Below are 22,990 nucleotides of genomic sequence, written 5' to 3'. Positions count from 1 at the left end.
ATGGACGGCATGATCGTGACGGGTTCGGAGAAGATGCTGGCCCGCAAGGCGGACGGCATCGGCTGGGTGACCTTCAACAACCCGGAGCGGCACAACGCCGTCTCCATGGAGATGTGGGAGGCGCTGGAGAGGATCATGGCGGACTTCACCGCTGATCCGGCGGTGCGCGTCGTGGTCCTCACCGGCGCCGGCGGCCGCGCCTTCGTCTCCGGCGCCGATATCTCGAAGTTCGAGAGCGAGCGCAGCGGTGAGGCGGCGGTCGCCGCCTACCAGGCGCAGACCGCGCGCGCCTACGATGCCGTGTATGATTGTCCGAAGCCCACCATCGCCATGATCCAGGGCCATTGCATTGGCGGCGGCACCGCGCTGGCCGTCTGCTGCGACATGCGCATCTGCGGCGAGACGGCGAGCTTCGGCGTGCCGGCGGCGAAGCTCGGCCTGGGCTATCCGCTGCACGGGCTGCGCAAGCTGGTCGACCTGGTCGGCCCATCCTTCGCCAAGGAGATCTTCTTCACCGCCAAGAAGTGGTCCTCCGAGGAGGCGCGCATCATGGGCCTGGTGAACCGCGTGGTGCCGAACGACCAGCTCGAATCCTTCGTGACGGACTACGCCAAGACCATCGCCGGCAATGCGCCGCTGACGGTGGGCAGCGCCAAGTTCATCATCGGCCAGGCGCTGAAGGATCGCGGCGAGGCGGACGAGGCCGCCTGCGACGCCATGGTGAAGGCCTGCTTCGCCAGCGAGGACTATATCGAGGGCCGCCGCGCCTTCATGGAAAAGCGCCCGCCCCAGTTCAAGGGCCGCTGACCGAAGGCGGGGGATGCTGGCGCACCCCCCGCAGCGCTTCAGCTGCCGTGCGGCACCATGATCAGTGCGATACCGCGGAACTCCACGCGCGGGTCGCCGACATCAATTACCCCGGCCGAATTCGCCTGCAGGTTCACCGTACCGCCCGGCTGCATTTCCCCGCTGAAGCCGCCCTTGGTAAATTCTACCCGCACGTCGCTTCAGCTTACGTCGCGGAGAAGGATCGTGTCGGTATCGCCACGGACCAGCCATTCGCCGATGGCCGTGTTGCGTTCCCCGGTGAAGCGCGGATTTGTGCCACCCCCGAGGCTGCCGCGAGTCACCCGGTCCAGCGCCGCATCCTCGAGCGGCATCATCGGATCAGCTTCATGTTTGGCCGCCTGGCCGCCGCGCACAACGGGACCGCCCTTCATCGCACTCGGTCCTCTCTGCAATGCCTGCGTTTCTCGTAGACCGCTCCGAGAGGCGAAGCCCCTGCCTGTGGCCGCTGACCCCTGGACGGCCTGCGGGATCCGCGGTCTTGTGCGCACCTGCCGGCGGCGCTCCAGGCGCCGCGCCGCATGCCGGAGAGACGAGGATGACCCGTACCACCCGCCGCCTGATCCTGGGCGCAACCCTGGCGGCCCCCTTCGCCGCGCGCGGACAGGATGCCTGGCGGCCCTCCCGCCCCATTCGCCTGATCGTACCCTTTGCCCCGGGCGGGCTGACGGATATCCTGGCGCGTGCCGTGGCAGACCGGCTGAATCCCGTTTTCGGTCAGCCCGTGGTGGTGGAGAACCGTGCCGGCGCTGGCGGCAACCTGGCGGCAGAGGCCTTGGCGCGGGCAACGCCGGATGGCCATACGCTGCTGGTGGCGACGCAGGGCATCATCGCCATCAACAAGGCCCTCTTCGCTCGCCTTCCCTACGACCCGGACGAGGATTTCGTCCCCATCGCCATGCTGGCGCAGCAGCCCAATCTGCTGGTGGTGTCGCCGCGCGCCTTGCCCAATGTCAGCAACCTGCAGGAGTTGATTGCGGCGGCCAGGAACACGCCGGGCGGCATGCCCTATGGCTCGAATGGCGTCGGATCCTTCACCCACCTGTCCATGGAGTTGCTTCGCGCGGTCGCCGGGCTCGAGATGACGCATGTGCCCTATCGCGGCAGCGCCCCGCTGCTGACCGACATGGTTGCGGGGACCATCCCCGTCGCTTTCGATGGGCTGGCTACCTCTGCCCCGCAAGTCGGCCCTGGCGGCGCATTGCGCGCCATCGCCGTGACCTCCGGCACCCGCTTCCGCGCCATGCCGCAGGTGCCAGCGGTGGCGGAGACGCTGCCCGGCTTCGATGCCAGCCCCTGGTACGGCATCTTCGCGCAATCCAAGCTGGATGAGCCCGTGCTGGATGCGCTGGAGGCCGGCTTCCGCCGCGTGCTGGAAAGCCCGGAATGGGCGGCGCTGCTGGAACAGCGCCAGGCGGATGCCATGCCACAGGGCCGCGTGGCGCTGGCCCAGGTGATGGCGCGCGAACGTCGCGTCTGGCGTGAGGCGGTGGCGCGTTCCGGCGCGCGCGCGGATTGAGCCTCTTCGCCGTCATCCCCGCCGCCTTCGCGGGGCCGGAGGGGGCAGCGGCCGCCAAGGCGCGGCTGCTGCTGCTGGATAGTCTGGGCTGCGCGCTGGCGGGCCTCGACCACCCGCGCGTGCAGGCTTTTGCGCAGGCCCTTCAAGCGACATTTCCGGGCGATGTGGCGCTGGGCGGCGCGCGGCTCGCGCCGGCCGGTGCGGCCGCGCTGCTCTCGGCCGCCACCTGCTGGGACGAGGCGAATGAGGGGCTGGCGCGGGCGCATGGGCGCCCTGCCCTGCCTGTTGCGCCGCTGGCCCTGGTGGCGCGCGCCCGCGGCGCGGATCCCGCACTGGCGCTGGCCGCCTTCGCGCTGGGCTACGAGGTCGCGGCGCGAGCCGGGGAGGCCTGGCGGATCCGGCCGGGCATGCATGTAGACGGGTCCTGGCACAGCCTGGGCGCAGCGGGCGCCGCGGCGCGGCTGGCGGGGCTGGACGCCGAGGGCGTGGCGCGCGCCGTGCGACTGGCCGCCTGCCAGATTCCCTTCGCGCTTTATGCGCCGATCGCCGCCGGCATGGATGGGCGCAACAGCTTTCCCGCGCATGCCGCCCTGCTCGGCCAGATGGCCGCCGCCGCCGCCGCTTCCGGGATGGACGCGCCCGAGGCCGGCTTCGCGGAGGCCCGCCGCCTGGCCCTGGGCCATGAGACGGAGGCCCTAGTCGCGCCGCCCGGAACCTGGCTGATCGAAGAGGCCTATCAGAAACCCTATGCCGGTGTGCGGCATGCGCATTACGCCGCGGCCGCGGCCATCGCCCTGCGGCCGCGCCTGTCCGGCCCGCCGCGGCGCATCGTGGTGCAGACCTACGCTGAGGCGCTGCGCTATGCGGGTAACCGCGCACCGGCCGCCGCCATCTCGGCGCAGTTCAGCCTGAGCTGGGCAGTGGCCGCCGCGCTGGTGCAGGGCGATCTCGGCCCCACCGCCTATACCGAGGCCGCGCTGGCCGATCCGGCGCTGCGGGCGCTGGAGGCCGCGGTGGAGCTGGTCGAGGATCCCGGCATGACGGCCGCCGGGCTGCGCGGAGCGACCGTCACCATTGATGGCCTGTCGGAGACGGTCCGCCACGTCACCGGCGACCCCGGCCATCCCATGACGGAGGCCGAGACGGTCCAGAAGTTCATCCGCTTCGCCGCACCGGCGCTGGGCGAGGCCGGAGTCGCGCGGGCCATCTCAGCGATGCTGCAGGATGCCCCAGCAGAGGGCCTGTTCGATGTTCGATGAGACCGAGGTGGTCATCGCCGGCGCCGGCCCGGTTGGCCTTACGCTCGCGCTCGCGCTGACCCGAAGGGGTGTCGCGGTGCGAGTGCTGGAAAAGCGGGAAGGCCTCTCCGCCGCCTCCCGCGCCTCCACCTTCCACCCGCCGACGCTCGATGCGCTGCACGAACTGGGCGTGCTGGAGGCGCTGCTGCCTGGCGGCGTGCGGGTGGACCACATTCTGTGGCGGCGCGTCGATAGCGGCGCGGCCGCGGCGGTCGACCTCGGTATCCTCGCCGGCGAGACCGGCTTTTCCTTCCGCTGGCACCGCGAGCAGCAGGACCTGACGCCGGCGCTGCTCGCCGCCCTGCCCGCCGGCTGTGTGCGCTTCGGCGCGGGCGTGACGGCGCTGGCGCAGGACGCCGCCGGCGTCACGCTGCGTGCGGCCGATGGCAGCACGCATCGCGCGCGCTATGCGGTGGGCTGCGACGGCGCCTCCGGCGCGCTGCGCGGCCTGGCCGGCATTGCGGCCGAGACCAATGACTATGCCCATCGCGTGCTGCGGCTGCTGACGCCGCTGGATCTGCGCGAGGTCGTGCCGGGGCTCGATGGGCTCGGCTATCTATACGACGCAACCGGCTCCTGCTCTCTCCTCCGCATGCCGCGCAACTGGCGGCTGATCTTCCGGATCGCGCCGGAGATGAGCGATGCCGAGGCGATGGCGGAGGATCATGCCCGCGCCCGCATCGCGCGCTTCCTGCCGCAGGCGGCGGCGATGGAGATCGAGGGGCGCGACGTCTATGGCGTGAAGCGCGCCATGGCCACCGCCTATCGCGCCGGCCGCGTGCTGCTGGCCGGGGATGCCGCGCATCTGACGAACACGCGCGGCGGCATGAACATGAATGCCGGCATCCACGATGCCATGACCCTGGCCGCGACGCTCGACCAGGTGCTGGGCGGCGAGCCCGACCAGCTGCTGCAGGATTGGGCCGAGGCGCGACTGCGCGTGGTGCGGGAGGCGCTGCTGCCTCGCACCGACAGCCGCGTGGCGGCCAGCCCGGCCGAGGAAGTGGCGCGTATGGCAGCCCTGACCGATGCCGAAAAGCTGGTCTGGGCGCGGGAGGCCTCGATGCTCGATCTCGCCAAGGTGGGGATGCCGTCATGAGCTGGCCAGCGCCGAGCTTTCTGCCAACGCATCGGATCGGCCTGCTGGCACCTTCCGCCAATCCGGCAGTGGAGCCGGAGCTGCGGGACCTGCTGGTGCCGCGCGCCGCGCTGCATGTCACCCGCCTGCCCGTGATGCCCGGCACCACGCTGGAACAGCGCAACGCCGCCTATCCCGCGGCGATCGAGGGGGCGCTGGGCGACTTCGGCGCCCTGGCGCTGGAGGCCCTGATCGTTGGCCTGACCGGGCCGAGCTACGCGCTGGCGCCTGCTGAGGATGCCGCGCTGCAGGACCGGCTTTCCGAAGCCGCCGGCCGCCCCGTGCTGCTGGCCGCGCGCGCCATCGCCGAGGCGCTGGAGGCGCTGGACCGCCCCAGGCTAATGCTCTTCTCGCCCTATCCCGGCTGGCTGACGGAACGCGCGGAGCGCTATTGGCGCGCGGCTGGCCTTACGCTCGTGGACAGCTACAAGGTCTCGGACACCTTCCGGGCCTATGAATTGTCGCCGGAAGAGGTGGCCGACGGGCTTACCCGGCTGGCGCCGCCGGCGGATTGCGCTGTCCTGCTGTCCGGCACGGGAATGCCGACGCTGGATGCTATGGGCTGGATGGCGGGCCGCCTTGGCGTGCCCATGATCTCATCCAATCTCGCATGCGCCTTTGCCGTCTCTCGACGGCTTGGCCTTCCACCAAGCCAGGCGTTGACCGGATGCTGCCCGGAGCTGGCTTCGCGGCTGGGCTGAGCACGCAAAAAAAGCCTTCGAAGCAATCCCCGAAGGCTTCCTGGCCGGCCGCATGGTTCGGCTTTACTTGGTGCGCTGCTTCCGCGCCGCGTAGCGGGCGTCGCGCTTGGCCTTCTGCTCCGCTGCCAGGGCCAGGGCCCGGGCCTTCTTCTCGGCATCCAGGATCATGCTGCGGTTCTGCGCATCGATCTCCGCGATCCGGGCGCGCTGAGCTTCCTCGGCGGCCAGACGCTCCGCCTCACGGCGAGCCGCAGCGGAAGCGGCCTCGGCGGCAGCCTTCTCGCGCGCGATACGGGCGGCTTCCGCAGCCTTCTCGGCGGCGCGTTCCGCGATGCGGGCCGCGCGCGCATCGGCGATGGCCTTCTGCTCCGCCAGCTTCCGCTGGACTTCCGGATCGTCGAGGCGCGCCTTCAGCGCCTGGAACTTCTCCGCGGTCTTCTTCCGGGCCTCTTCCGCCGCATTGCGGCGGTCATTGAAGTCGAACAGTTTTCGTGCCTGCATGACCGCTATGTAGCCCCTGCTATGCTGTCGGGAAAGGGGGCTTCGCTGCGCGCGCGGTGCAACCCTGGCATCTTTAAGGGCAGGATTCGTGGAAATCGGGCCTCAATTGGCCAGCGTAACGCCCGATTCCCTCACTAGCGCCGCCCATCGGGCAACCTCCGCCTGGTGGAAGGCTGCGAATTCGTCGGGCGGCATCGTGGCGATGCGGAAGCCTGCAGCTTCCAGCCGGCCGCGCACCGTGGCATCGGAGAGCGCCGCATGCGTCGCGGCGTGGACCGCCTGCAGCACCGCGCCCGGCGTGCCGCGCGGGGCGAAAAGGCCGAACCAGGCGTCACCGGAGATATAGTCATAGCCCTGCTCCCGCAGCGTCGGCACCTCCGGCAGGTCGAGAAAGCGGGCCTCGCCGCCGACGCCCAGCGCCCGGATCCGGCCATCGGCCGCCAGGGCGGAAACGCTGGCCCAGGTCGCCATCATGAAATCGACGGTGCCCGCCACCAGGTCCAGCGCCGCCGGCGCGGCGCCACGATAGGGCACATGCGTTGTCCGCATTCCGTTGCGGCGCGAGAAGGTCTCGCTCATCAGGTGCGAGGAGGAGCCGGCGGAGGAGGAGGCATAGGAGAGCCCCGGGCCTGGCCGACGCCCCAATTCCACCAACTCGGCCACCGTCCGCGCCGGGGAGGATGCGGGCACGACCAAGGCATGCGGCGCCCGAGCCACCAGGCTGATGGCCGCGAAGCCGGAAGGGTCGTAGGGCAGGCCCGGGATGAGCGCGCCGTTGGTGGCATGGGTCTGGTTATTGCCCAGCACCAGGGTCAACCCGTCCGGCGCCGCGCGGAAGGCGGCTTCGGTCCCGATGACGCCCCCGCCGCCGCCCCGATTGTCTACCACCACGTGCTGGCCCCAGGACTCCTGCCATTTGGCGGCAATGGCACGCGCCAACACATCGGTGGTGCCGCCGGGGGGAAAGGGCACCAGCAGCCGCACCGGGCGTGACGGCCAGGCAGATTGCGCCAAAGCGGGCTGGGCAATCGCCAGGCAGGGCAACAGAAGCGTGGCGCGACGGGTGGGCATGGAGGCACCTCCGGCAGTGGTCGCGCAATCTCGCCCTGGCCCGCCGCGGCGCGCCAGTGCGAATTCATCGGCTTATGCGCTAGCCACGGGCTCCGTAAAGCTGCGATTGCAGAGGTCAAGGACGCTGGAGCTGCGATGGCCTATCTGAGCGACGCGCTGGCCGTGGTCGGCATCACCGTGGATTTCGACCGATCCCTGCTGCTCATCGCGCGCCGGCTCGGCTGAGCGCCGCCTGAGAATGTGGCGCGCAATGTCACATCGCTGGCGCCGAAACAGGCGGCCTTGTGGGCGGCGGCGCGGGAGCAGGCGGAGGCGCATCGCAACCTCTTCGCCAACAACCAGTCGCTGCATGATGCCGCCCGCGAACAGCTGGCGGCCGATTGCGCGGCGGAGGGCCGGATTTCAAGCCCGGACTAGCCGCCTTCCTCGGCTACAAGGCGGCCTTGGCGGAGGGTGCCGGCGAGGCGGTCTTCGAACGCTATCCTGGGCGGAGGCGGTGCGTGCCGGGCCGGATTTCGCCCATGTCGCTGATTTCCTCGCCCGCCCTGCCGTGCCGCGACGCCCGCCGGTCAATCTGCTCGGCCGTGTGGCGCGGTTGGAGGGCGGCCTGGTGCACGGCTGGGCCGCCGACCTGCTGCCGAACCGGCCGGTCAGGCTGCGGCTGGTGGCCGGCGCGACGCCACTCGGTGCCAGGCGGGCGCAGCTGTTCCATCCCGGCGCCGCCTCCGCAGGCTTCGTCCGGGGCTCCTGCGGCTTCCGTCTGCGCCTGCCGGAGGTCACGCCGGGGCCGCTGCGCCTGGTGGCGGAGGGCACGAATATCGCCCTGCCGGACCCGGACGGGCTGCTCGCCCCATGACTCGGCACGGAACCGAGGGCTATGCGGCCGAGGCCGAGGCGCTGTTGCGGCAATCTGAGAGCATCCGCTTCGAGGATTTGCACGCCGGCTTCCTCGACCTGATCCCGCCCGCCCCGGCCCGGGTGCTGGATATCGGCGCCGGCACCGGGCGGGATGCCGCAGCGCTGGCCGAGATGGGCCACCAGGTGCTGGCGGTGGAGCCGACGGCGGAGCTGCGGGCCGGCGGCGCAGCGCTCCACCCCTCCCCACGCCTCGCCTGGCAGGATGACGGGCTGCCGGAGCTCGCCCGCGTGGTGGCGCTCGGCCAGTGCTACGACCTGGTGCTGCTGACGGCCGTGTGGATGCACCTCGCTGCCGCCGACCGCGGCCAGGCCATGCCGGTACTGGCCGGGCTACTGGCGCCGGGCGGGCGGCTGTGGCTGTCGCTGCGCCATGGGCCGGTGCCGCAGGGGCGGGTGATGCATGCGGTGGACCCTGCGGAGGTGATCGCCCAGGCGGCCGCCGCCGGCCTCACGCTGCTGCGGCGGCGGGAGACGGGCGACACGCTGGGCCGTGACGGGGTGCATTGGACAAGGCTGGCCTTCGCCCGAGCGCTCTGACCAGCTATAGCCCCCGGCATGAGTGACACCTCGGCCCTTGATACCGTCGCGCGCGAAGCCGCCCGGCGCCGCACCTTCGCCATCATCGCCCATCCGGACGCCGGCAAGACCACGCTGACGGAGAAGCTGCTGCTGAAGGGCGGCGCCATCCAGCTGGCCGGTGCCGTGCGCGCCAAGGGCAATGCCCGGCGTACGCGGTCCGACTGGATGAAGATCGAGCAGGATCGCGGCATCTCGGTCGCGACCAGCGTGATGACCTTCGAGCGCGACGGCATGGTCTTCAACCTGCTGGATACGCCGGGCCATGAAGACTTTTCGGAAGACACCTACCGCACCCTGACCGCCGTCGATGCCGCCGTGATGGTGCTGGACGCCGCCAAAGGTATCGAGAGCCAGACCCGCAAACTGTTCGAGGTGTGCCGGCTGCGGGACATCCCCATCGTCACCTTCGTCAACAAGATGGACCGCGAGGCGCGGGATCCCTTCGAGCTGATCGACGAGATCCAGCAGACCCTGGCGCTGGACGCCGCCCCCGTCGCCTGGCCCGTCGGCCGCGCCAGCACCTTCTGGGGGACCTACGACATCCTGGCAAAGCGCCTGATGCCGGTGGATGCCACCGAGGAAGGCGGCATCCCCGTCAGCGGGCCGGATGATGCGAAGATTGCCGAGCTGGTGGGGGAGGAACGCGCAGTCCAGCTGTATGAGGACATCCTCCTGGCCGAAGCCGGGCTGGCGCAGTTCGACCTGGTCAAGTTCCGGGAGGGGACGCTGACGCCGGTCTATTTTGGCTCGGCGCTGCGCGATTTCGGCGTCGGCCATCTGCTGGAAGGCCTGGCCGATTTCGCCCCGCCCCCCGGCGACCGTGCCGCCGACAAGCGCGCGGTGGCCGCGGCGGAGGAGAAGCTGACCGGCTTCGTATTCAAGGTGCAGGCGAACATGGACCCGAACCACCGGGACCGCGTGGCCTTCGTGCGGCTCTGCTCGGGCCGGCTGACCAAGGGCATGCGGCTGCGCCAGGTGCGCACCGGCAAGCAGGTGCCGGTCAACGCCCCCCTCTTCTTCTTCGCCAAGGAACGCCAGGTGGCGGAGGAAGCCTGGCCCGGCGATGTGGTGGGCATCGCCAACCACGGCACGCTGCGCATCGGCGATACGCTGACCGAGGGCGAGGACATCAATTTCCGCGGGGTCCCCAGCTTCGCGCCGGAAATCCTGCGGCATGTGAGGCTCGGCGACCCGATGCTGGCCAAGAAGCTGCGCACAGCGCTGGACCAGCTGGCGGAGGAAGGCGTGGTGCAGGTCTTCCGGCCGCTGGATGGCTCGCCCCCCGTGGTCGGCGTGGTCGGGCAGCTGCAGCTGGACGTGCTGAAATCCCGCCTGGCGGTGGAATACGGCGTGCCGGCGGGCTTCGACGAGACGCGCTGGCAGACCATGCGCTGGATCTCCTCCCCCAAGGGGGACCGCGCCGCCATCGAGAAATGGGCCACCACCAACCGCGGCGACACCGCGGCCGACCATGACGGCGAATATGTCGCGCTCTTTGGCAGCGACTGGCGCCGCAAGCGGGCGGAGGAGGAATTCCCCGACCTGCGCTTCGACGCGGTGCGGGAGCAAAGCGGCCTCGTGGCGATGGTCCGATGACCGATCGCCGGCCCATCGCGGCGCGCGACCTGGCGCTTACCGGGCGGGTGGCGGGCTGGCTGGTGGCGCGCGGCGCCTCCGCGAATGGGATCTCGGCGGCGGGCATGGTGGCCGGGCTCCTGGCAGGCCTTGCCTTTGCCGGCATCGCCTGGGCGCCGGAGGCGGCGCGGCCGCTTTGGCTGGTGGGCGCGCTGCTGGTGCAGCTGCGGCTGCTGGCCAATCTGCTGGACGGGATGGTGGCGATCGGGCGCGGCATCGCCTCCCCGGTCGGCGAGCTGTGGAACGAGGTGCCGGACCGGGTTTCTGACACCGCGGTACTGCTGGGCCTGGGCGTGGCGGCCGGCAGCCCGGCCTGGGGTCTGGCTGCGGCGCTGGCAGCGATGGCGACCGCCTATATCCGCGCCGTCATCAAGACCGCCGGCGCGCCGAGCGACTTTCGCGGGCCGATGGCCAAGCAGCACCGCATGGCCCTGGTCACGGTCCTGGCGATCTGGGCCGGGCTGGCGCCAACGGCCTGGTTCGGCCCAGCGATCACGACCGCTGTGCTGATGGCGATCACGCTGCTGGCCGGCGCAACGGCGCTGCGCCGGCTTCTGGCCGGCGCGGCCGCGCTGCGACGCTGAAGCGGCCCGGCTACTCGACCGTCACGCTCTTCGCCAGATTGCGCGGCTGGTCCACGTCCGTGCCCTTCAGCACCGCGACATGATAGGCCAGCACCTGCACCGGAATGGCGTGCAGGATCGGCGCCGCGAAGGGATGCACCGTCGGAAGCTCGATCACCCGCTCGGAAAAGCCGCGCAGGGACCGGGCGCCCACGGCATCGGTGAAGGCCATGATCCGCCCGCCACGCGCCGCAGCTTCCTGCAGGTTGGAAGCCGTCTTCTCGAAGAGCGGCCCGCTCGGGCAAAGGGCGATGACCGGCACCGCGCTGTCGATCAGCGCGATGGGTCCGTGCTTCATCTCGCCGGCCGCATAGCCCTCGGCATGGATGTAGGACAGTTCCTTCAGCTTGAGCGCGCCCTCCATCGCAATCGGCATCAACGCGCCGCGGCCGAGGAACAGCACGTCCCGCGCCTTGGCGACCTCCGCTGCCATGGCGCGGATTTCCTCGTCCTTCTCCAGGATCTGCGCCGCATGCCCCGGCACTTCCGTCAGCGTCGAGCCCAGCAGGCGGGCGGTCGCCTCGTCCAGCGTGCCGCGGGCCCGGCCGAAGCCGATGGCAAGGCAGGCGAGGAGCGCCAGCTGGGCGGTAAAGGCCTTGGTGGAGGCAACGCCGATCTCGGGCCCCGCCACCGTCAGCAGCGCGCCATCGCTTTCGCGCGCCATGCTGCTCTCCGGCACATTGACCAGCGACAGCACCCTTTGTCCGCCCTGCCGCAGCAGGCGAAGCGCCGCCATGGTGTCGGCGGTCTCGCCGGATTGCGAGACCAGGATCGCGCCACCTCCGTCAGCGAGCGGCGGCTCGCGGTAGCGCAACTCGCTGGCGACATCCGCATCCACGGGGATGCGCGCCAGCTGCTCGATCCAGTAGCGCCCGACCTGGGCCGCAAGGAAGGCGCTGCCACAGGCGGACATGGTCAGCCGCGGCACGACCGCGGGGTCGAAGGGCAGCGGCGGCAAGGCGACGGCGCGCGTCGCGGGGTCGAGATACTGCTGCAGCGTGTCGCCCAGCACCGCCGGATGCTCATGCAACTCCTTTTCCATGAAATGGCGGAAATTGCCCTTGCCGACGGCGGCGCCGGAAATCGCGGTCAGCCGCACCTCGCGCTGCACAGGATGATCCGCGGCATCGAAGAAATCTGCCCCGCTGTCGGAGACGACGGCCCAGTCGCCCTCCTCCAGATAGGCGATGCGGCGCGTCATCGGGGCCAGCGCCAGCGCGTCCGAGCCCACGAACATCTCGCCATCGCCAAAGCCGATGGCGAGCGGCGCGCCCTGGCGGGCCGCGATCAGCTTGCGTGGATGGCCGGCGAACATCATGGCCAGGGCGAAGGCGCCATGCACCCGCTTCAGCGCCTGCGAGGCCGCCTGTTCCGGCGCGGCGCCCTGCTGCAGGTGCCAGTCGACCAGCCGCGCAAACGTCTCGGTATCCGTCTCCGTCTCGAATTCCTGGCCCTTGGCCTCGAGCTCGGCGCGCAGCTCGGCATGGTTTTCTATGATGCCGTTGTGCACGACGCTGACGCGCGGCGTGCCGTGCGGGTGGGCGTTACGCTCGACCGGCGCGCCGTGCGTCGCCCAGCGGGTATGGCCAATGCCGGTCGTGCCCGGAAGCGGGCTGTTCTCCAGCACCACGGCCAGGTTGACCAGCTTGCCCTCGGCGCGGCGCCGCTCGATATGCCCATTCACCAGGGTCGCCACCCCGGCGCTGTCATAGCCGCGATACTCCAGGCGCCGCAGCGCCTCCAGCAGCCGCGGCGCGGCCGCCTCCATCCCCACAACGCCTACGATCCCGCACATCAGGCCTTCACTCCCTTGCCGCGGAAGCCTCGTCCGGGCTTGTTCGCCTGGCGGCCGCGCGCGATCGCCATGGCATCGTCCGCCACATCCTCGGTAATCACGCTGCCGGCCGCGACCAGGGCACGCGCCCCGACCCTGACCGGCGCGACCAGCGCAGTGTCGGAGCCGATGAAGGCGCCGGCGCCGATCTCGGTGCGGTGCTTGTTCACGCCATCATAGTTGCAGGTGATGGTGCCGGCGCCGATGTTCGCGCCCGCGCCGATCATGGCATCGCCGAGATAGCTGAGGTGGTTCGCCTTGGCGCCCTCCCCCAGCACGGCAGCCTTCAACTCGACGAAATTGCCGACGTGGGCATGGCGTTCGATCACCGTGCCGGGCCGCAGCCGGGCGAAGGGCCCGATGACCGCGCCGGCGCGGACCACGCAGCCCTCCAGATGGCTGAAGGCGCGGATCTCGACCCCGTCCTCCACCACCACGCCGGGGCCGAAAACCACGTTCGGGCCGATGGTGACATCCTGGCCCAGCTGCGTGTCGAAGGCGAAGTTCACGCTCTCCGGCTGGATCAGCGTGGCCCCGCCGGTCATGGCGCGCTCCCGCAGCCGGGCCTGGGCCGTCGCCTCCGCCGCCGCCAGCTCGACCCGGCTGTTGATACCGCGCAGCTCCGCCTCCGGCGCCTCGACCGCCACGACCCGGCGCCCCGCCTGGCGCGCCAGGGCTACCACGTCGGTCAGGTAGAACTCGCCCTTGGCATTGTCGTTGCGGACCGCCCGCAGCCAGCCGAAGAGCTCCGCAGCCGGCGCGCAGATCACCCCCGCATTGCACAGCCCCACGGCGCGCTCCTCCTGCGAGGCATCCGCCCATTCGACGACGCGCTCCACCTCCCCCGCCGCATTGGTCAGGACCCGGCCGTAATGGCCCGGATCGGCCGGGCGCATGGCCACCAGCGCCAGTCCGGCGCCGCCGCGTGCCGCGGCCAGGCGATGCAGCGTATCGGGGGTGATCAGCGGGTTGTCGGCGTAAAGCACGGCGACATCCCCCTCGAAATCCTCCAGCAAGGATGCCGCCTGCAGCGCCGCATGCCCGGTGCCGAGCCGCTCGGTCTGCACAACCACCGGATGTGGCGCCGCGGCCCGCTCGAGCTCCGGCATATCCGGCCCCACGACGATGACCGCCCGATCGAAGACCTCGGCAGCCGCGGCCAGGATGTGCTGCAGCATGGGTCGGCCGGCGATGGGATGCAGGGCCTTCGGCAGGCGCGACCGCATGCGGGTGCCGAGGCCGGCGGCGAGGATGATGGCGGCTTTGCTCATGGCCCCCGGTAATCCGACCCTGCACCGTGCCGCAAGGTGGCACCGGTCACGTCGCATTGCGTCACGTAACGGCTTGGCTTGCGGCGCATGCCGTCCCGGGCTTAACGGGGCCCATGCAACCGATCGCCGTCTTCGACCTCGATGGCACGCTGGTGGACAGCGCGCCGGATCTCCACGCCGCCCTCGACCGGCTCATGGCGAGCCGCAACCTGCCAGGCTTCGCCCGGGCGGAGGTGGTCGGGATGATCGGAGACGGCGCCAAGGTGCTGGTGGAGCGTGCGCTGGCCGCGCGTGGCAAGGCCTTCGACCAGCCGGCGCTGGACGTGTTCCTGGAGGATTACGGCCGCAACGCCGCGGTCGAGACCGCGCCCTTCCAGGGCATTCGCGAGGCGCTGGAGGAGCTGACCAAGGCCGGCTGGCGGCTTGCGGTCTGCACAAACAAGCCGGTGGCGCCCGCGATCACGTTGTTGCGGGCGCTCGGGCTGAGCGACCATTTCCGCACCATTGGTGGGGGTGACTCCTACCCGACCCGAAAGCCGGACCCGGCGCATCTCCTCCACACACTGCGCGACGCAGGCGGCATGGCCAGCCACGCCGTGATGATCGGGGACCATCACAACGACATGGCCGCCGCCCGGGGTGCCGCAGTGCCCGCCGTCTTCGCCGGCTGGGGCTATGGGCCGCGGAGCATGGCGGCACACGCCACGGTTGCGGAAAGGCCGGCGGATCTGCCGGCAATCCTAGCGTCGCTGCGCCACGGCTGACGACTCGGCCCGGAGAAGAACTGCAGTTGCCGTCCCGAACCAGCGGCTCGGCATTTCGATGCGCACCGGGATGGGTGGCGCGCCTGGGAAGGGGGCAGCCATCCAGGCCGTGCCCTGCTGCGGCCTCGCCGCCTCGCCACGCGGCTGGTCTCGCAAGAAACCGGCGACCTGGCGGCCGATGAAGCTGCAGCGCAAGGCCTGGCCGTGCCACGCCTCGCCCCATGGGCGGATGATCTCCAGCGCGCCGCCTTGGCTGGCGAAGTCGCTGCGTCGACGTCCGTCGAAGACCGGGGCCTGGCCCTGGCAGCCTCCGCTGCCGGCGACCGTGCGTGAAAGCAGGGCCAGTGCCGAGAGGGCGTCGATGGTGCCGCGCCGGGCGTCGGCTGGGACGACCTCCCGCTCCTCCTCATCCGGGGGCACCAGCGCCTGGACGACAGGATTCCCCGCCTCCCAGGCCAGCACCACCACCCGCTCACGGCCGCGCCAGGTGCCGTGCGACCGGTAGCTGCTGGGCCTTGCCTGCCCCGCCTGCCAGGCACCGACCACCTGCGCGACCTGCTGCCCCGGCACGATGGTGGAGGCAATGCCGCGGGTGCGCAGCTGCGTCTCCACCCGATAGCCGGTCGCCGAAAGATCGAAGACGGCCTCCAGCTGCAGGACCGTCATCCCCGCGGCATAGACATCGTAGACGGCGCGTATGGGCTGGGCCCTGGCGGACTCGACGGCCAGGAGCGCGCCGAGGAACGACAGGACGGCCGGGGCGGAGATCTTCATAGCCTGCATATCGGTGAGCCGAGCCAGCTTCCAAGGCTTCGCCCGGGCACCGCTTGACACACCCGCCCCCAGCGCATTATCCCCCGCACCCCGGGATGGGCGCGTAGCTCAGCGGTAGAGCATTCGCTTCACACGCGAAGGGTCACAGGTTCAATCCCTGTCGCGCCCACCATCCCGGGTTTCCTAAACCTTTGGTCGCCGAACGCGGATGGTCCGAAGGGACGCTGCGCCCCTCCGGACCTTTTGCGGCTCGATGCGGCGTCAGTTGGCCGGCGGCGCAGGCGGCGGGCCGCTCCGATCGGCCGGGCCATGATGTTGGTGATGTCCGTGACGCGGGCCCTGGTGCCGCGGGCGAACCTCTTCCCGCGTCAGCGCCCCGTCGCTGTTGACGTCGCGCGCGCGGAACATGGCCTCGGCGAAGGGCCGCATCTCCTCCAGCGTCACCTTGCCGTCGCTATTCGCGTCCAGCGCCCGGAACATGCCCTGCGCACGCTGCTCCATGCCGCGGCGCGGCGCACGTCCACCCATGCGGTCCGTCGCGAAGGTGCGCATCTCCTCCATCGAGACGCCGCCATCGCGGTCGGCATCCACTTCCTGGAAGCGCGCCTGCAGCCAGGCCCAACCCTCGTCGCGCGCGACGCGGCCGTCGTTGTCGACATCGGCACGCGCGAAGGCTTCGCCCATGGCAAAGCCGTGGCCGCCGCGGGGCGGGCCACCCGGGCCTGGACCGGGCGCGGGCTGGGCGAGAACCGGCAGCGCACCCGCGGCGAGGGTCAGGGCGGCACCGGCGAAAAGGGCGATCCTCTTTGACAACATCTTCGTTCTCCACTGGCCGACCCGATGCCGGCGACAGCAGGAAGATGGGTCGCGCCTGCAACAGGCGCGTGTCGAAGGACCCCCCTTCGGGTGAGGAAGCGTAACGCGCTGTAGCCGCCCCGCATTCAGGTCCGTGGCGGTGTTCCTGCCTCACCCAGATCCCACCAGATTCCGGCGAAGCTCGCGATCCCTTCACGCGCCGCGGAGATCAGCAGGTGCTCGTCCGGCCCATGCTGCTTGCAGCCATTGTAGCTGTGCGGGATCCAGACCAGCGGCACGCCGAGATGATCGACAAAGACATCGCCGGGCAGGCCGCCCGAACTGCTCGGGATGATCTGGACCGACTTGTTCAGCGTGCGCGCGACCGAGGCCTGTGCCCAGCCGACCCAGGGGTGGTCGGGGGCGGTGCGGCTCGCGGGCATGCGGATGAAGGCATTCTCGATCCGCACATCCTGCAAATGGTGCGCATTCAGATGCGCGCGCAGTGCCGGCGCGAAGCTGTCGGGGTCGGTATCGACGGTGTAGCGGATCTGGCAATGCGCGCGGGCATCCGGGGCCACGGCATTCACCGGATTCTCGGGCCGGCCGGAAACCATCGCCAGGACGATGAAGCTGTTCCAGCCATAGATCTTCTCGGCCGATGTGAGTCCCGGTTCGCCCCAGCCCTCATCGATGGTTGCGGCCCCATCCCCACCGCCCACGGGGCAGCCTTCGAGCACGGCCTTCACGCGCCGCGGCACGCCACCCTGCGGCAGCCAGTCGCGCACCAGGATCTTGCCGTCGCGGTCCATGATGGTGGCCAGCGCATGCGCCAGGCGGATCGCCGGATCCGTCGTCAGCCCGCCCCAATGTCCCGAATGCACGCCGCCCTCGCGCAGCTTGACCACGAGGTCGAAGTGGAAGGTGCCACGGGTGCCAGTGGCAATGGTCGGAACTTCCGGCTCCACGCGTGGGCCGTCGGAGGCGATCAGGGCATCGGCCGCCAGTTCCGTCGCATGGGCCGCCACGAATTCGCGCAGGCCGCGGGACCCGCGCTCCTCCGCCATCTCGATCACCAGTTTCACATTGGCGCCGAGCTTGCCGCCGCGTTCGGCCAGCACGGCCTCCAGCGCCGCCAGGTTGATCGCATGCTGCCCCTTGTTGTCGGCGGTGCCGCGGCCGTACCAGCGGCCATCCTCGGCCGTCACCTTCCAGGGGGACAGGCCCGCGCGCCACTGATCCTCCAGGCCGCGCACCGTGTCGCCGTGCCCGTAGAGCAGCACGGTCGGCTTGGCCGGATCCTCGATGCGCATCGCCGTCAGAATGGGCCCGAAGCCCGCCAGCGGATTGGGCGAAATGGTGATCGCGAAGCCCAGCCGCTCCAGCCAGGGCCGCATTGCTGTCTCGAGGTAGGCGGACAGGGCCGGCGCGGCAGCTTCCTCCTGCGAGGTGGAGGGGACCGCCACGAGGTCGGTCAGCAGTTGCTGGAATCCACCGCCGTCGAAGAACTCCAATGCGCGCCCGACAGCGCCCTCCCGCGTACCCATGAGCCTCACGATCCTGCTTCACTGACGGTCGGCAGGATGGCGCAGCACCGGGGCCCTGTCCAACCAGCGGCGACCGGGGTGGCCTGGTCGGCTAGCGGGTCGAGGCCGGCGCGCTGCCGGCATTGCCCGAGCCGGGGAGCCCGCCCCCCAGCACCGCGGCCGTCGCCGCCGTCGCCACCGGCAGCAGAAGCGGCATTGCCCCCGCCAGGCCGGCCCCGAGCCCCGTGCCGGCGACCGCGGCAGGCGCCAGGGCCACAAGAGGCGCGGAGGGCAAAGGGCTGGCGACGACCGCCGCGGCTCCCATGGGCTGCAGCGCCCCACCCAGCGCGACGGTGCGCGGCGGAACGGCCACCGCCGCATCGCCCCCTACGACGAGCCGCTGCAAAGGCTGGGACCGCGCCTCCGCGGCGGCCAGCAGCAGGACGGCGGGAAGCAGGATGCGCGACAGCATGCAGGCACTCTACCCGCAAACTCAGATCGGCGTCCCATTGATTTTCCGCATCAGCGGCCGAGCAACTGCCGCGCGATGATGACCCGCATGATCTCGTTGGTGCCTTCCAGGATCCGGTGGACGCGCAGATCGCGGACGATTTTCTCGATGCCGTATTCGGCCAGGTACCCATAGCCGCCCAGCAGCTGCAGCGCCTCATCAGCCACGCGGGAGCCGGTATCGGTCGCGAAGCGCTTGGCCATCGCGCAGAAGGCGGTGGCATCGGCGGCACCGGAATCCAGCTTGCTGCAGGCGCGCCAGAGCAGCGTCCGCGCCGCCTCCAGCTCCGTCGCCATATCGGCCAGGCGGAATTGCGTCGCCTGGAAATCGACGATGGCCTTGCCGAAGGCGCGCCGTTCGCGGACATAGGCGATCGCGGCATCGAGTGCGGCCTGCGCGCCGCCCAGGCTGCACGCGCCGATATTGAGGCGGCCGCCATCCAGCCCGCTCATCGCAATCCGGAAGCCATCCCCCTCAGCCCCCAGCAGCGCCTCCGCCGGCACACTGGCACCGGTGAAGATCACCTGACGGGTCGGCTGCGCGTTCCAGCCCATCTTCCTTTCATTCGCCCCGAAGCTCAGCCCCTCGGTCGCCTTCGGCACCAGCATGGCAGAGACGCCGCCCGCGCCCGGGCCGCCGGTTCGCACCATGGTGAGGTAGAGGTCGGAAACACCTGCCCCGCTGATGAACTGCTTGGTGCCGTCCAGCACATAGCCCGCATTGTCCCGCGTCGCGCGCGTGCCCAGCGCCGCGGCGTCGCTGCCGGCCCCCGGCTCCGTCAGGCAGTAGCTGGCGATCGCCTCCATAGGGATCAGCCTTGGCAGCCATTCGTGCCGTTGCGCGGGCGTGCCGTAGCGATCCACCATCCAGGTGACCATGTTGTGGATCGAGAGAAAGGCCGAGATGGTCGGGCAGCCCGTGGCCAGCGCCTCGAAGACCACGGCCGCGTCGAGGCGCGTCAGCCCGGCGCCGCCGCTCTCCTCCCGCACGTAAAGCGCGGCCATGCCGAGGCCGGCGGCTTCACGCAGCACATCGACCGGAAAATGCCGGCGTTCGTCCCAGTCCCGCGCATGCGGCGCCAGGCGTTCGCGGGCGAAGGCCAGGGCCGTCTCGCGCAGGGCCTGCGTTGCTTCGGGCAGCTCGAAGCCTGCCGGATCCTCGGCCATCGTGACGTCCTCCCGCGGCGACTATAGGCGCGCCGCGATCTCCTGCCAGCGCTGCCTGACCGCCGCCAGGTTCCGGGCCTTCACCGGGCCGAAGCCCTTGATGCCGGAAGCCGCTTCCGCCCAGTCGCAGATCGCCTCGTGGGTGCCTGGCGAGAGCCGCGGCAGGAAGGCGTCGAGGGCGGCGCGATACTCTTCGATCAGGCTGCGCTCCATGCGCCGCTCCTCGGTCCGGCCGAAGGGATCCAAGGGCGTGAAGCGCAGCACCTTGCCGTGACGCAGCAGCCCCATCATGCGCAGCATCCAAGGACCGAAGCGACGCTTGCGCGGCAGGCCGGTGTTCGGATCAGCGCCCGAGAGCAGCGGCGGCGCCAGGTTCAGCTCGACCCGCGGCTGGCCGGCGAAGCTGGCGGCCAGGCTCTCGCGCCATTCCGGCAGACTGTGCAGGCGCGCGACCTCGTATTCGTCCTTGAAGGCCATCAGGCGATGCATCTGCGTGGCAGCGGCCCGGCCGAGGCGCTGCGCGCCGGGCACCGCCGCCTGCTCGGCGGACTGCACCTTCGCCACGAATTCCAGATAGCGCTGCGCATAGCGCGCGTTCTGGTAGGCCCGGAGGTCCGCTGCGCAGCGCTCCACCAGGGCCTCCAGGCTTTCCACCTGGCGTGGCACGGCCCGGCGCCCTTCCGCGGCGGCCTGCCGGCCCAGCGCAAAGGCGGCGAGGTTCCGCTCCACCTGCGCGCCATTGAGCGTGATGGCCTGCCGCAGGGCCTCGGCGCTGATTGGCAGCAGGCCGCGCTGGAAGGCCAGGCCCATCAGCCAGATGTTCAGGAAGATGGCATCGCCGAGTTCCGCCACGACCTCGGAGACCGCATCTACCGCCGTAAGGTCGCGGCAGACCTCGGCGAGGTTGCCCAGCATCGCCTCCGGCGCATAGCGGGTGGCGGTGTCGCGGACGAATTGCGCCGTAGGCGAGAGCTCCGCATTCACCACGGCGGCGGTTCGGCCCGGCCCCAGCATGGGTCGTGCGCTGCGGCCATGCGCCACCACCATGTCCGAGGCCAGCAGGAGATCCGCCTGGCCGGCGCCGATGCGGGGCGCCGGAATGCTCTCCTCCGTCGCCCCGACCCGCCCGATGCGCAGCTGCACAAAGACGCCGCCGCCCTTCTGCGCAAAGCCCAGCGTATCGACCGAACGGGACGGTCGGCCGTCCAGATGCGCGGCCATGGCCAGGATGGCGCCGAGCGCCGTCACCCCCTGCCCGCCGACGCCGGCCACGAGCACGTTCCAGGCGGCACCATCCCGCAATTCCGGCAGGGCAGGATCCGCCAGGGTGATGTCCTTCACCTCCAGAGGCTTCGGCCGCGCCGGCTCCGCACCGAGGAGGGTGACGAAGGATGGACAGAAGGCCTCGACGCAGGAGAGGTCCTGGTTGCAGGCAGATTGGTCTATGCGCCGCTTGCGGCCCCAGGGCGTGGCGATCGGCTCCACCGCGATGCAGTTGGAAACCCGCGAACACTCGCCGCAATCCTCGCAGACGCGCGGATTGATCATCGCGCGGCGCTCGGCCTTCGCGGCCGTGCCGCGCTTGCGCTTGCGGCGTCGTTCCGTCGCGCATTCCTGGTCGTAGATCAGCCCTGTCACGCCGGAGGTCTCGCGCAGGCTGCGCTGCACCGCATCCAGCTCGCTGCGATGATGGAAGCCGATGCCCGGCGGAAGCATCGGGTCGCCGCGGTGCCGGTCCGGGTCATCCGCCACGATCTCGATGCGCTCGACACCCTCCGCGCGCAGCTGGGCGGCGATGCGGGGGACGGTGACCTCGCCCTCCACATGCTGGCCGCCGGTCATGGCGACGGCCGAATTCACCAGCACCTTGAAGGTGATGTTGGCCCTGGCGGCGACCGCCGCGCGTAGGGCCAGGCTGCCGGAATGGGCCCAGGTGCCATCGCCGATATTGGCGAAGATATGCGGCGTGTCGGTGAAGGCCATCTGGCCCAGCCAGGGCACCCCCTCCCCGCCCATCTGGGTGAAGGGCAGGCTCTCCCGCTCCGGCATCTTGGTGACGAGCCAGTGGCAGCCGATTCCGGCCAGGGCCTGCGACCCCTCCGGCACGCGCGTCGAAGTATTGTGTGGGCATCCGGGGCAGAAAAAGGGGTCGCGGACGGAAAGCGGTTCGGCGGCCAGGCCTTCGAGCTGCTGCAATTCCCGCAGCCGGGCGGCCATCGCCTCGGTCCGCAGCGCCTCAGGTAGCAGCGGCGCCAGGGCCCGCAGGATCTGCGCGCCGTCCAGCTCGGCCAGCTCGGACAGCAGCGGTGCACCGTAGGCGTCGCGCTTGCCCAGGATTCGTGGCGGGTTCGGAGTGCCATAGAGCGCGTCGCGCAGCTGGGTCTCCAGAAACGCGCGCCGATCCTCGATGACGAGGATCTCTTCCAGCCCCTGGGCGAAGCCGCGCGCAGCCTCCGCATCCAAAGGCCAGGCCAGCCCGACCTTCCACAGCCGCAGCCCGTGCCGCCGCGCCATCTCCGGCGCGATGCCGCATTCCGCGAGCACCTGCCGAAGCGTGGCAAAGGCCTTGCCGCGCACCGCGATGCCGAGCCGCGCCTGTGGGCTGTCCAGCACCATCCGATCGATGCCATTGGCGCGGGCGAAGGCGATCGCCGCCGGCAGCTTGTGCATGCGCAGCCGCCGTTCCTGCGCCAGGGCCGCATCGGGCAAACGGATGCCGAGGCCATCGGGCGGCAGCACCACCCCTTCGGGCAGCTGCGTGGCGTAGCGGGCGATGTCGATGCGCAGCGTCTGGCTGGCATCCATCGTCTCCGCCACGCATTTCAGGCCGGTCCAGGTTCCGGCGAAGCGGGACAGCGCGATGCCCTTCAGGCCGAATTCCAGCACCTCCGCCACCTCGCCCGGGTCGAGCAGCGGGATCTCCAGGTCCTGGAAGCTGAATTCGCAGCCCGAGGTGACGGTGGAGGATTTGGCCGAGGGATCATCCCCCGACAGCGCCAGCACGCCGCCCCGCGGCGCGGTGCCGGCCGAATTGGCATGGCGCATCACATCGCCGCTGCGGTCCAGTCCCGGCCCCTTGCCGTACCAGATGCCGAAGACACCGTCGTGCCGGGCTCCGGGCGAGAGGCCGACCTGCTGGGTGCCCCAGACGGCGGTGGCCGCCAGGTCCTCGTTAAGCCCCGGCTGGAAGACGACATCGGCCTCCTTCAGCCGCTTCGCCTGTCGCCCCAGCTCAAGGTCGTAGCCCCCCAAGGGCGAGCCACGGTAGCCGCTGATGAAGCCAGCCGTGTTCCATCCCATCGCCTGGTCGATCTGCCTGCGCAGCAGCGGCAGGCGCACCAGCGCCTGGATGCCGGTGAGCACCACCGGCTCCCCGGCCAGGTTCCACCGATCCTCGAGGCTGGCTTCAGGGCGTTGCAGGCTGCCCATGCGCACTCTCCCGCTGCAGGTTCCAGACCTTGGAAAGGATGGCCCGGATGCACAAGGGAGCTTTTCCGAATTCTATTGTGCAGCGCCGAAG

The 22,990-nt window shown here is 70.7% G+C and carries 23 protein-coding genes and 1 tRNA gene; 12 read left to right on the top strand and 12 right to left on the bottom strand.

Going from position 1 to position 22,990, the window contains the following annotated elements:
* Positions 1–807: an enoyl-CoA hydratase gene (locus tag J3S20_RS11045; protein WP_216836537.1), complete on the top strand. Its 807-nt coding sequence runs from the start codon at positions 1–3 to the stop codon at positions 805–807.
* A gap of 38 nt (positions 808–845) precedes the next feature.
* On the opposite strand, the gene J3S20_RS11040 is transcribed toward J3S20_RS11045, so the two are convergent.
* The gene (locus J3S20_RS11040; RefSeq protein WP_216836536.1) at positions 846–1,001 is read right to left on the bottom strand and encodes a hypothetical protein; all 156 of its coding nucleotides are present in this window, start codon (positions 999–1,001) and stop codon (positions 846–848) included.
* 6 nt (positions 1,002–1,007) lie between these two features.
* Positions 1,008–1,220: a hypothetical protein gene (locus tag J3S20_RS11035; protein WP_216836535.1), complete on the bottom strand. Its 213-nt coding sequence runs from the start codon at positions 1,218–1,220 to the stop codon at positions 1,008–1,010.
* A 164-nt stretch (positions 1,221–1,384) separates the two neighbouring features.
* Here J3S20_RS11035 and J3S20_RS11030 point away from each other — a divergent pair, with 164 nt between their 5' ends.
* The 4 genes from J3S20_RS11030 to J3S20_RS11015 are packed head-to-tail and all read left to right on the top strand — an operon-like array spanning position 1,385 to position 5,502.
* Positions 1,385–2,365 carry a Bug family tripartite tricarboxylate transporter substrate binding protein gene (locus J3S20_RS11030; RefSeq protein ID WP_216836534.1) on the top strand — a complete coding sequence of 327 codons (981 nt, stop codon included), beginning with the start codon at positions 1,385–1,387 and terminating at the stop codon, positions 2,363–2,365.
* Positions 2,362–3,624 carry an MmgE/PrpD family protein gene (locus J3S20_RS11025; RefSeq protein WP_216836533.1) on the top strand — a complete coding sequence of 421 codons (1,263 nt, stop codon included), beginning with the start codon at positions 2,362–2,364 and terminating at the stop codon, positions 3,622–3,624. The genes J3S20_RS11030 and J3S20_RS11025 overlap by 4 nt, the downstream gene beginning before the upstream one ends.
* Entirely contained in the window at positions 3,614–4,762 is a 1,149-nt protein-coding gene (locus J3S20_RS11020; protein WP_216836532.1) for an FAD-dependent oxidoreductase, read from the top strand. The genes J3S20_RS11025 and J3S20_RS11020 overlap by 11 nt, the downstream gene beginning before the upstream one ends.
* A complete protein-coding gene (locus J3S20_RS11015) occupies positions 4,759–5,502 on the top strand; it encodes a maleate cis-trans isomerase family protein (RefSeq protein WP_216836531.1) in 744 nt (247 codons plus the stop codon). Before J3S20_RS11020 ends, J3S20_RS11015 begins: the two co-directional genes overlap by 4 nt.
* A 63-nt stretch (positions 5,503–5,565) precedes the next feature.
* On the opposite strand, the gene J3S20_RS11010 is transcribed toward J3S20_RS11015, so the two are convergent.
* The gene (locus J3S20_RS11010; RefSeq protein WP_216836530.1) at positions 5,566–6,003 is read right to left on the bottom strand and encodes a DUF6481 family protein; all 438 of its coding nucleotides are present in this window, start codon (positions 6,001–6,003) and stop codon (positions 5,566–5,568) included.
* A gap of 102 nt (positions 6,004–6,105) precedes the next feature.
* Positions 6,106–7,074, bottom strand: a complete 969-nt coding sequence (locus J3S20_RS11005; RefSeq protein ID WP_216836529.1) for a Bug family tripartite tricarboxylate transporter substrate binding protein — start codon at positions 7,072–7,074, stop codon at positions 6,106–6,108.
* 240 nt (positions 7,075–7,314) lie between these two features.
* On the opposite strand from J3S20_RS11005, the gene J3S20_RS11000 reads away from it, so the two are divergent.
* From J3S20_RS11000 to J3S20_RS10980, 5 genes are all read left to right on the top strand, one after another.
* Entirely contained in the window at positions 7,315–7,491 is a 177-nt protein-coding gene (locus tag J3S20_RS11000) for a hypothetical protein (protein ID WP_216836528.1), read from the top strand.
* A gap of 79 nt (positions 7,492–7,570) precedes the next feature.
* A complete protein-coding gene (locus J3S20_RS10995; protein ID WP_216836527.1) occupies positions 7,571–7,930 on the top strand; it encodes a hypothetical protein in 360 nt (119 codons plus the stop codon).
* On the top strand, positions 7,927–8,529 hold the full coding sequence (locus J3S20_RS10990; RefSeq protein WP_216836526.1) for a class I SAM-dependent methyltransferase: 603 nt from the start codon (positions 7,927–7,929) through the stop codon (positions 8,527–8,529). Before J3S20_RS10995 ends, J3S20_RS10990 begins: the two co-directional genes overlap by 4 nt.
* 18 nt (positions 8,530–8,547) lie before the next feature.
* Complete coding sequence (locus tag J3S20_RS10985; RefSeq protein ID WP_216836525.1) at positions 8,548–10,167, top strand: peptide chain release factor 3; 1,620 nt, start codon at positions 8,548–8,550, stop codon at positions 10,165–10,167.
* Complete coding sequence (locus J3S20_RS10980) at positions 10,164–10,790, top strand: CDP-alcohol phosphatidyltransferase family protein (protein ID WP_216836524.1); 627 nt, start codon at positions 10,164–10,166, stop codon at positions 10,788–10,790. The genes J3S20_RS10985 and J3S20_RS10980 overlap by 4 nt, the downstream gene beginning before the upstream one ends.
* Before the next feature lie 10 nt (positions 10,791–10,800).
* Here the strand turns inward: J3S20_RS10980 and glmS are convergent, their stop codons facing one another.
* Positions 10,801–12,624, bottom strand: coding sequence for a glutamine--fructose-6-phosphate transaminase (isomerizing) (gene glmS, locus J3S20_RS10975; protein WP_216836523.1), 1,824 nt, complete (start codon positions 12,622–12,624; stop codon positions 10,801–10,803).
* Positions 12,624–13,934, bottom strand: a complete 1,311-nt coding sequence (gene glmU, locus J3S20_RS10970; protein WP_216836522.1) for a bifunctional UDP-N-acetylglucosamine diphosphorylase/glucosamine-1-phosphate N-acetyltransferase GlmU — start codon at positions 13,932–13,934, stop codon at positions 12,624–12,626. The genes glmS and glmU overlap by 1 nt, the downstream gene beginning before the upstream one ends.
* 113 nt (positions 13,935–14,047) lie before the next feature.
* On the opposite strand from glmU, the gene J3S20_RS10965 reads away from it, so the two are divergent.
* Positions 14,048–14,698, top strand: coding sequence for an HAD-IA family hydrolase (locus J3S20_RS10965; protein ID WP_216836521.1), 651 nt, complete (start codon positions 14,048–14,050; stop codon positions 14,696–14,698).
* On the opposite strand, the gene J3S20_RS10960 is transcribed toward J3S20_RS10965, so the two are convergent.
* The gene (locus J3S20_RS10960; RefSeq protein ID WP_216836520.1) at positions 14,675–15,472 is read right to left on the bottom strand and encodes a DUF3108 domain-containing protein; all 798 of its coding nucleotides are present in this window, start codon (positions 15,470–15,472) and stop codon (positions 14,675–14,677) included. The genes J3S20_RS10965 and J3S20_RS10960 overlap by 24 nt on opposite strands.
* Before the next feature lie 97 nt (positions 15,473–15,569).
* Between J3S20_RS10960 and J3S20_RS10955 the strand changes: the two genes are divergently transcribed.
* Positions 15,570–15,644, top strand: a tRNA-Val gene (locus J3S20_RS10955).
* A gap of 89 nt (positions 15,645–15,733) precedes the next feature.
* Here the strand turns inward: J3S20_RS10955 and J3S20_RS10950 are convergent.
* The 5 genes from J3S20_RS10950 to J3S20_RS10930 all read right to left on the bottom strand — a co-directional run bounded on the left by J3S20_RS10950 (position 15,734) and on the right by J3S20_RS10930 (position 22,899).
* The gene (locus J3S20_RS10950; protein WP_216836519.1) at positions 15,734–16,288 is read right to left on the bottom strand and encodes an EF-hand domain-containing protein; all 555 of its coding nucleotides are present in this window, start codon (positions 16,286–16,288) and stop codon (positions 15,734–15,736) included.
* A 125-nt stretch (positions 16,289–16,413) separates the two neighbouring features.
* Positions 16,414–17,814 (bottom strand): M20/M25/M40 family metallo-hydrolase, encoded by a 1,401-nt coding sequence (locus J3S20_RS10945; RefSeq protein WP_216836518.1) that lies wholly within the window; start codon positions 17,812–17,814, stop codon positions 16,414–16,416.
* 91 nt (positions 17,815–17,905) lie between these two features.
* A complete protein-coding gene (locus J3S20_RS10940) occupies positions 17,906–18,265 on the bottom strand; it encodes a hypothetical protein (RefSeq protein ID WP_216836517.1) in 360 nt (119 codons plus the stop codon).
* Between the two features lie 50 nt (positions 18,266–18,315).
* Positions 18,316–19,470, bottom strand: a complete 1,155-nt coding sequence (locus J3S20_RS10935) for an acyl-CoA dehydrogenase family protein (protein ID WP_216836516.1) — start codon at positions 19,468–19,470, stop codon at positions 18,316–18,318.
* Between the two features lie 21 nt (positions 19,471–19,491).
* On the bottom strand, positions 19,492–22,899 hold the full coding sequence (locus tag J3S20_RS10930) for an indolepyruvate ferredoxin oxidoreductase family protein (RefSeq protein ID WP_216836515.1): 3,408 nt from the start codon (positions 22,897–22,899) through the stop codon (positions 19,492–19,494).
* Positions 22,900–22,990 lie beyond the last annotated feature (91 nt).

The sequence above is a fragment of the Falsiroseomonas tokyonensis genome (assembly GCF_019024325.1).
Lineage (GTDB): Bacteria > Pseudomonadota > Alphaproteobacteria > Acetobacterales > Acetobacteraceae > Falsiroseomonas > Falsiroseomonas tokyonensis.
This window is presented reverse-complemented; position numbering and strand designations above follow the sequence as displayed.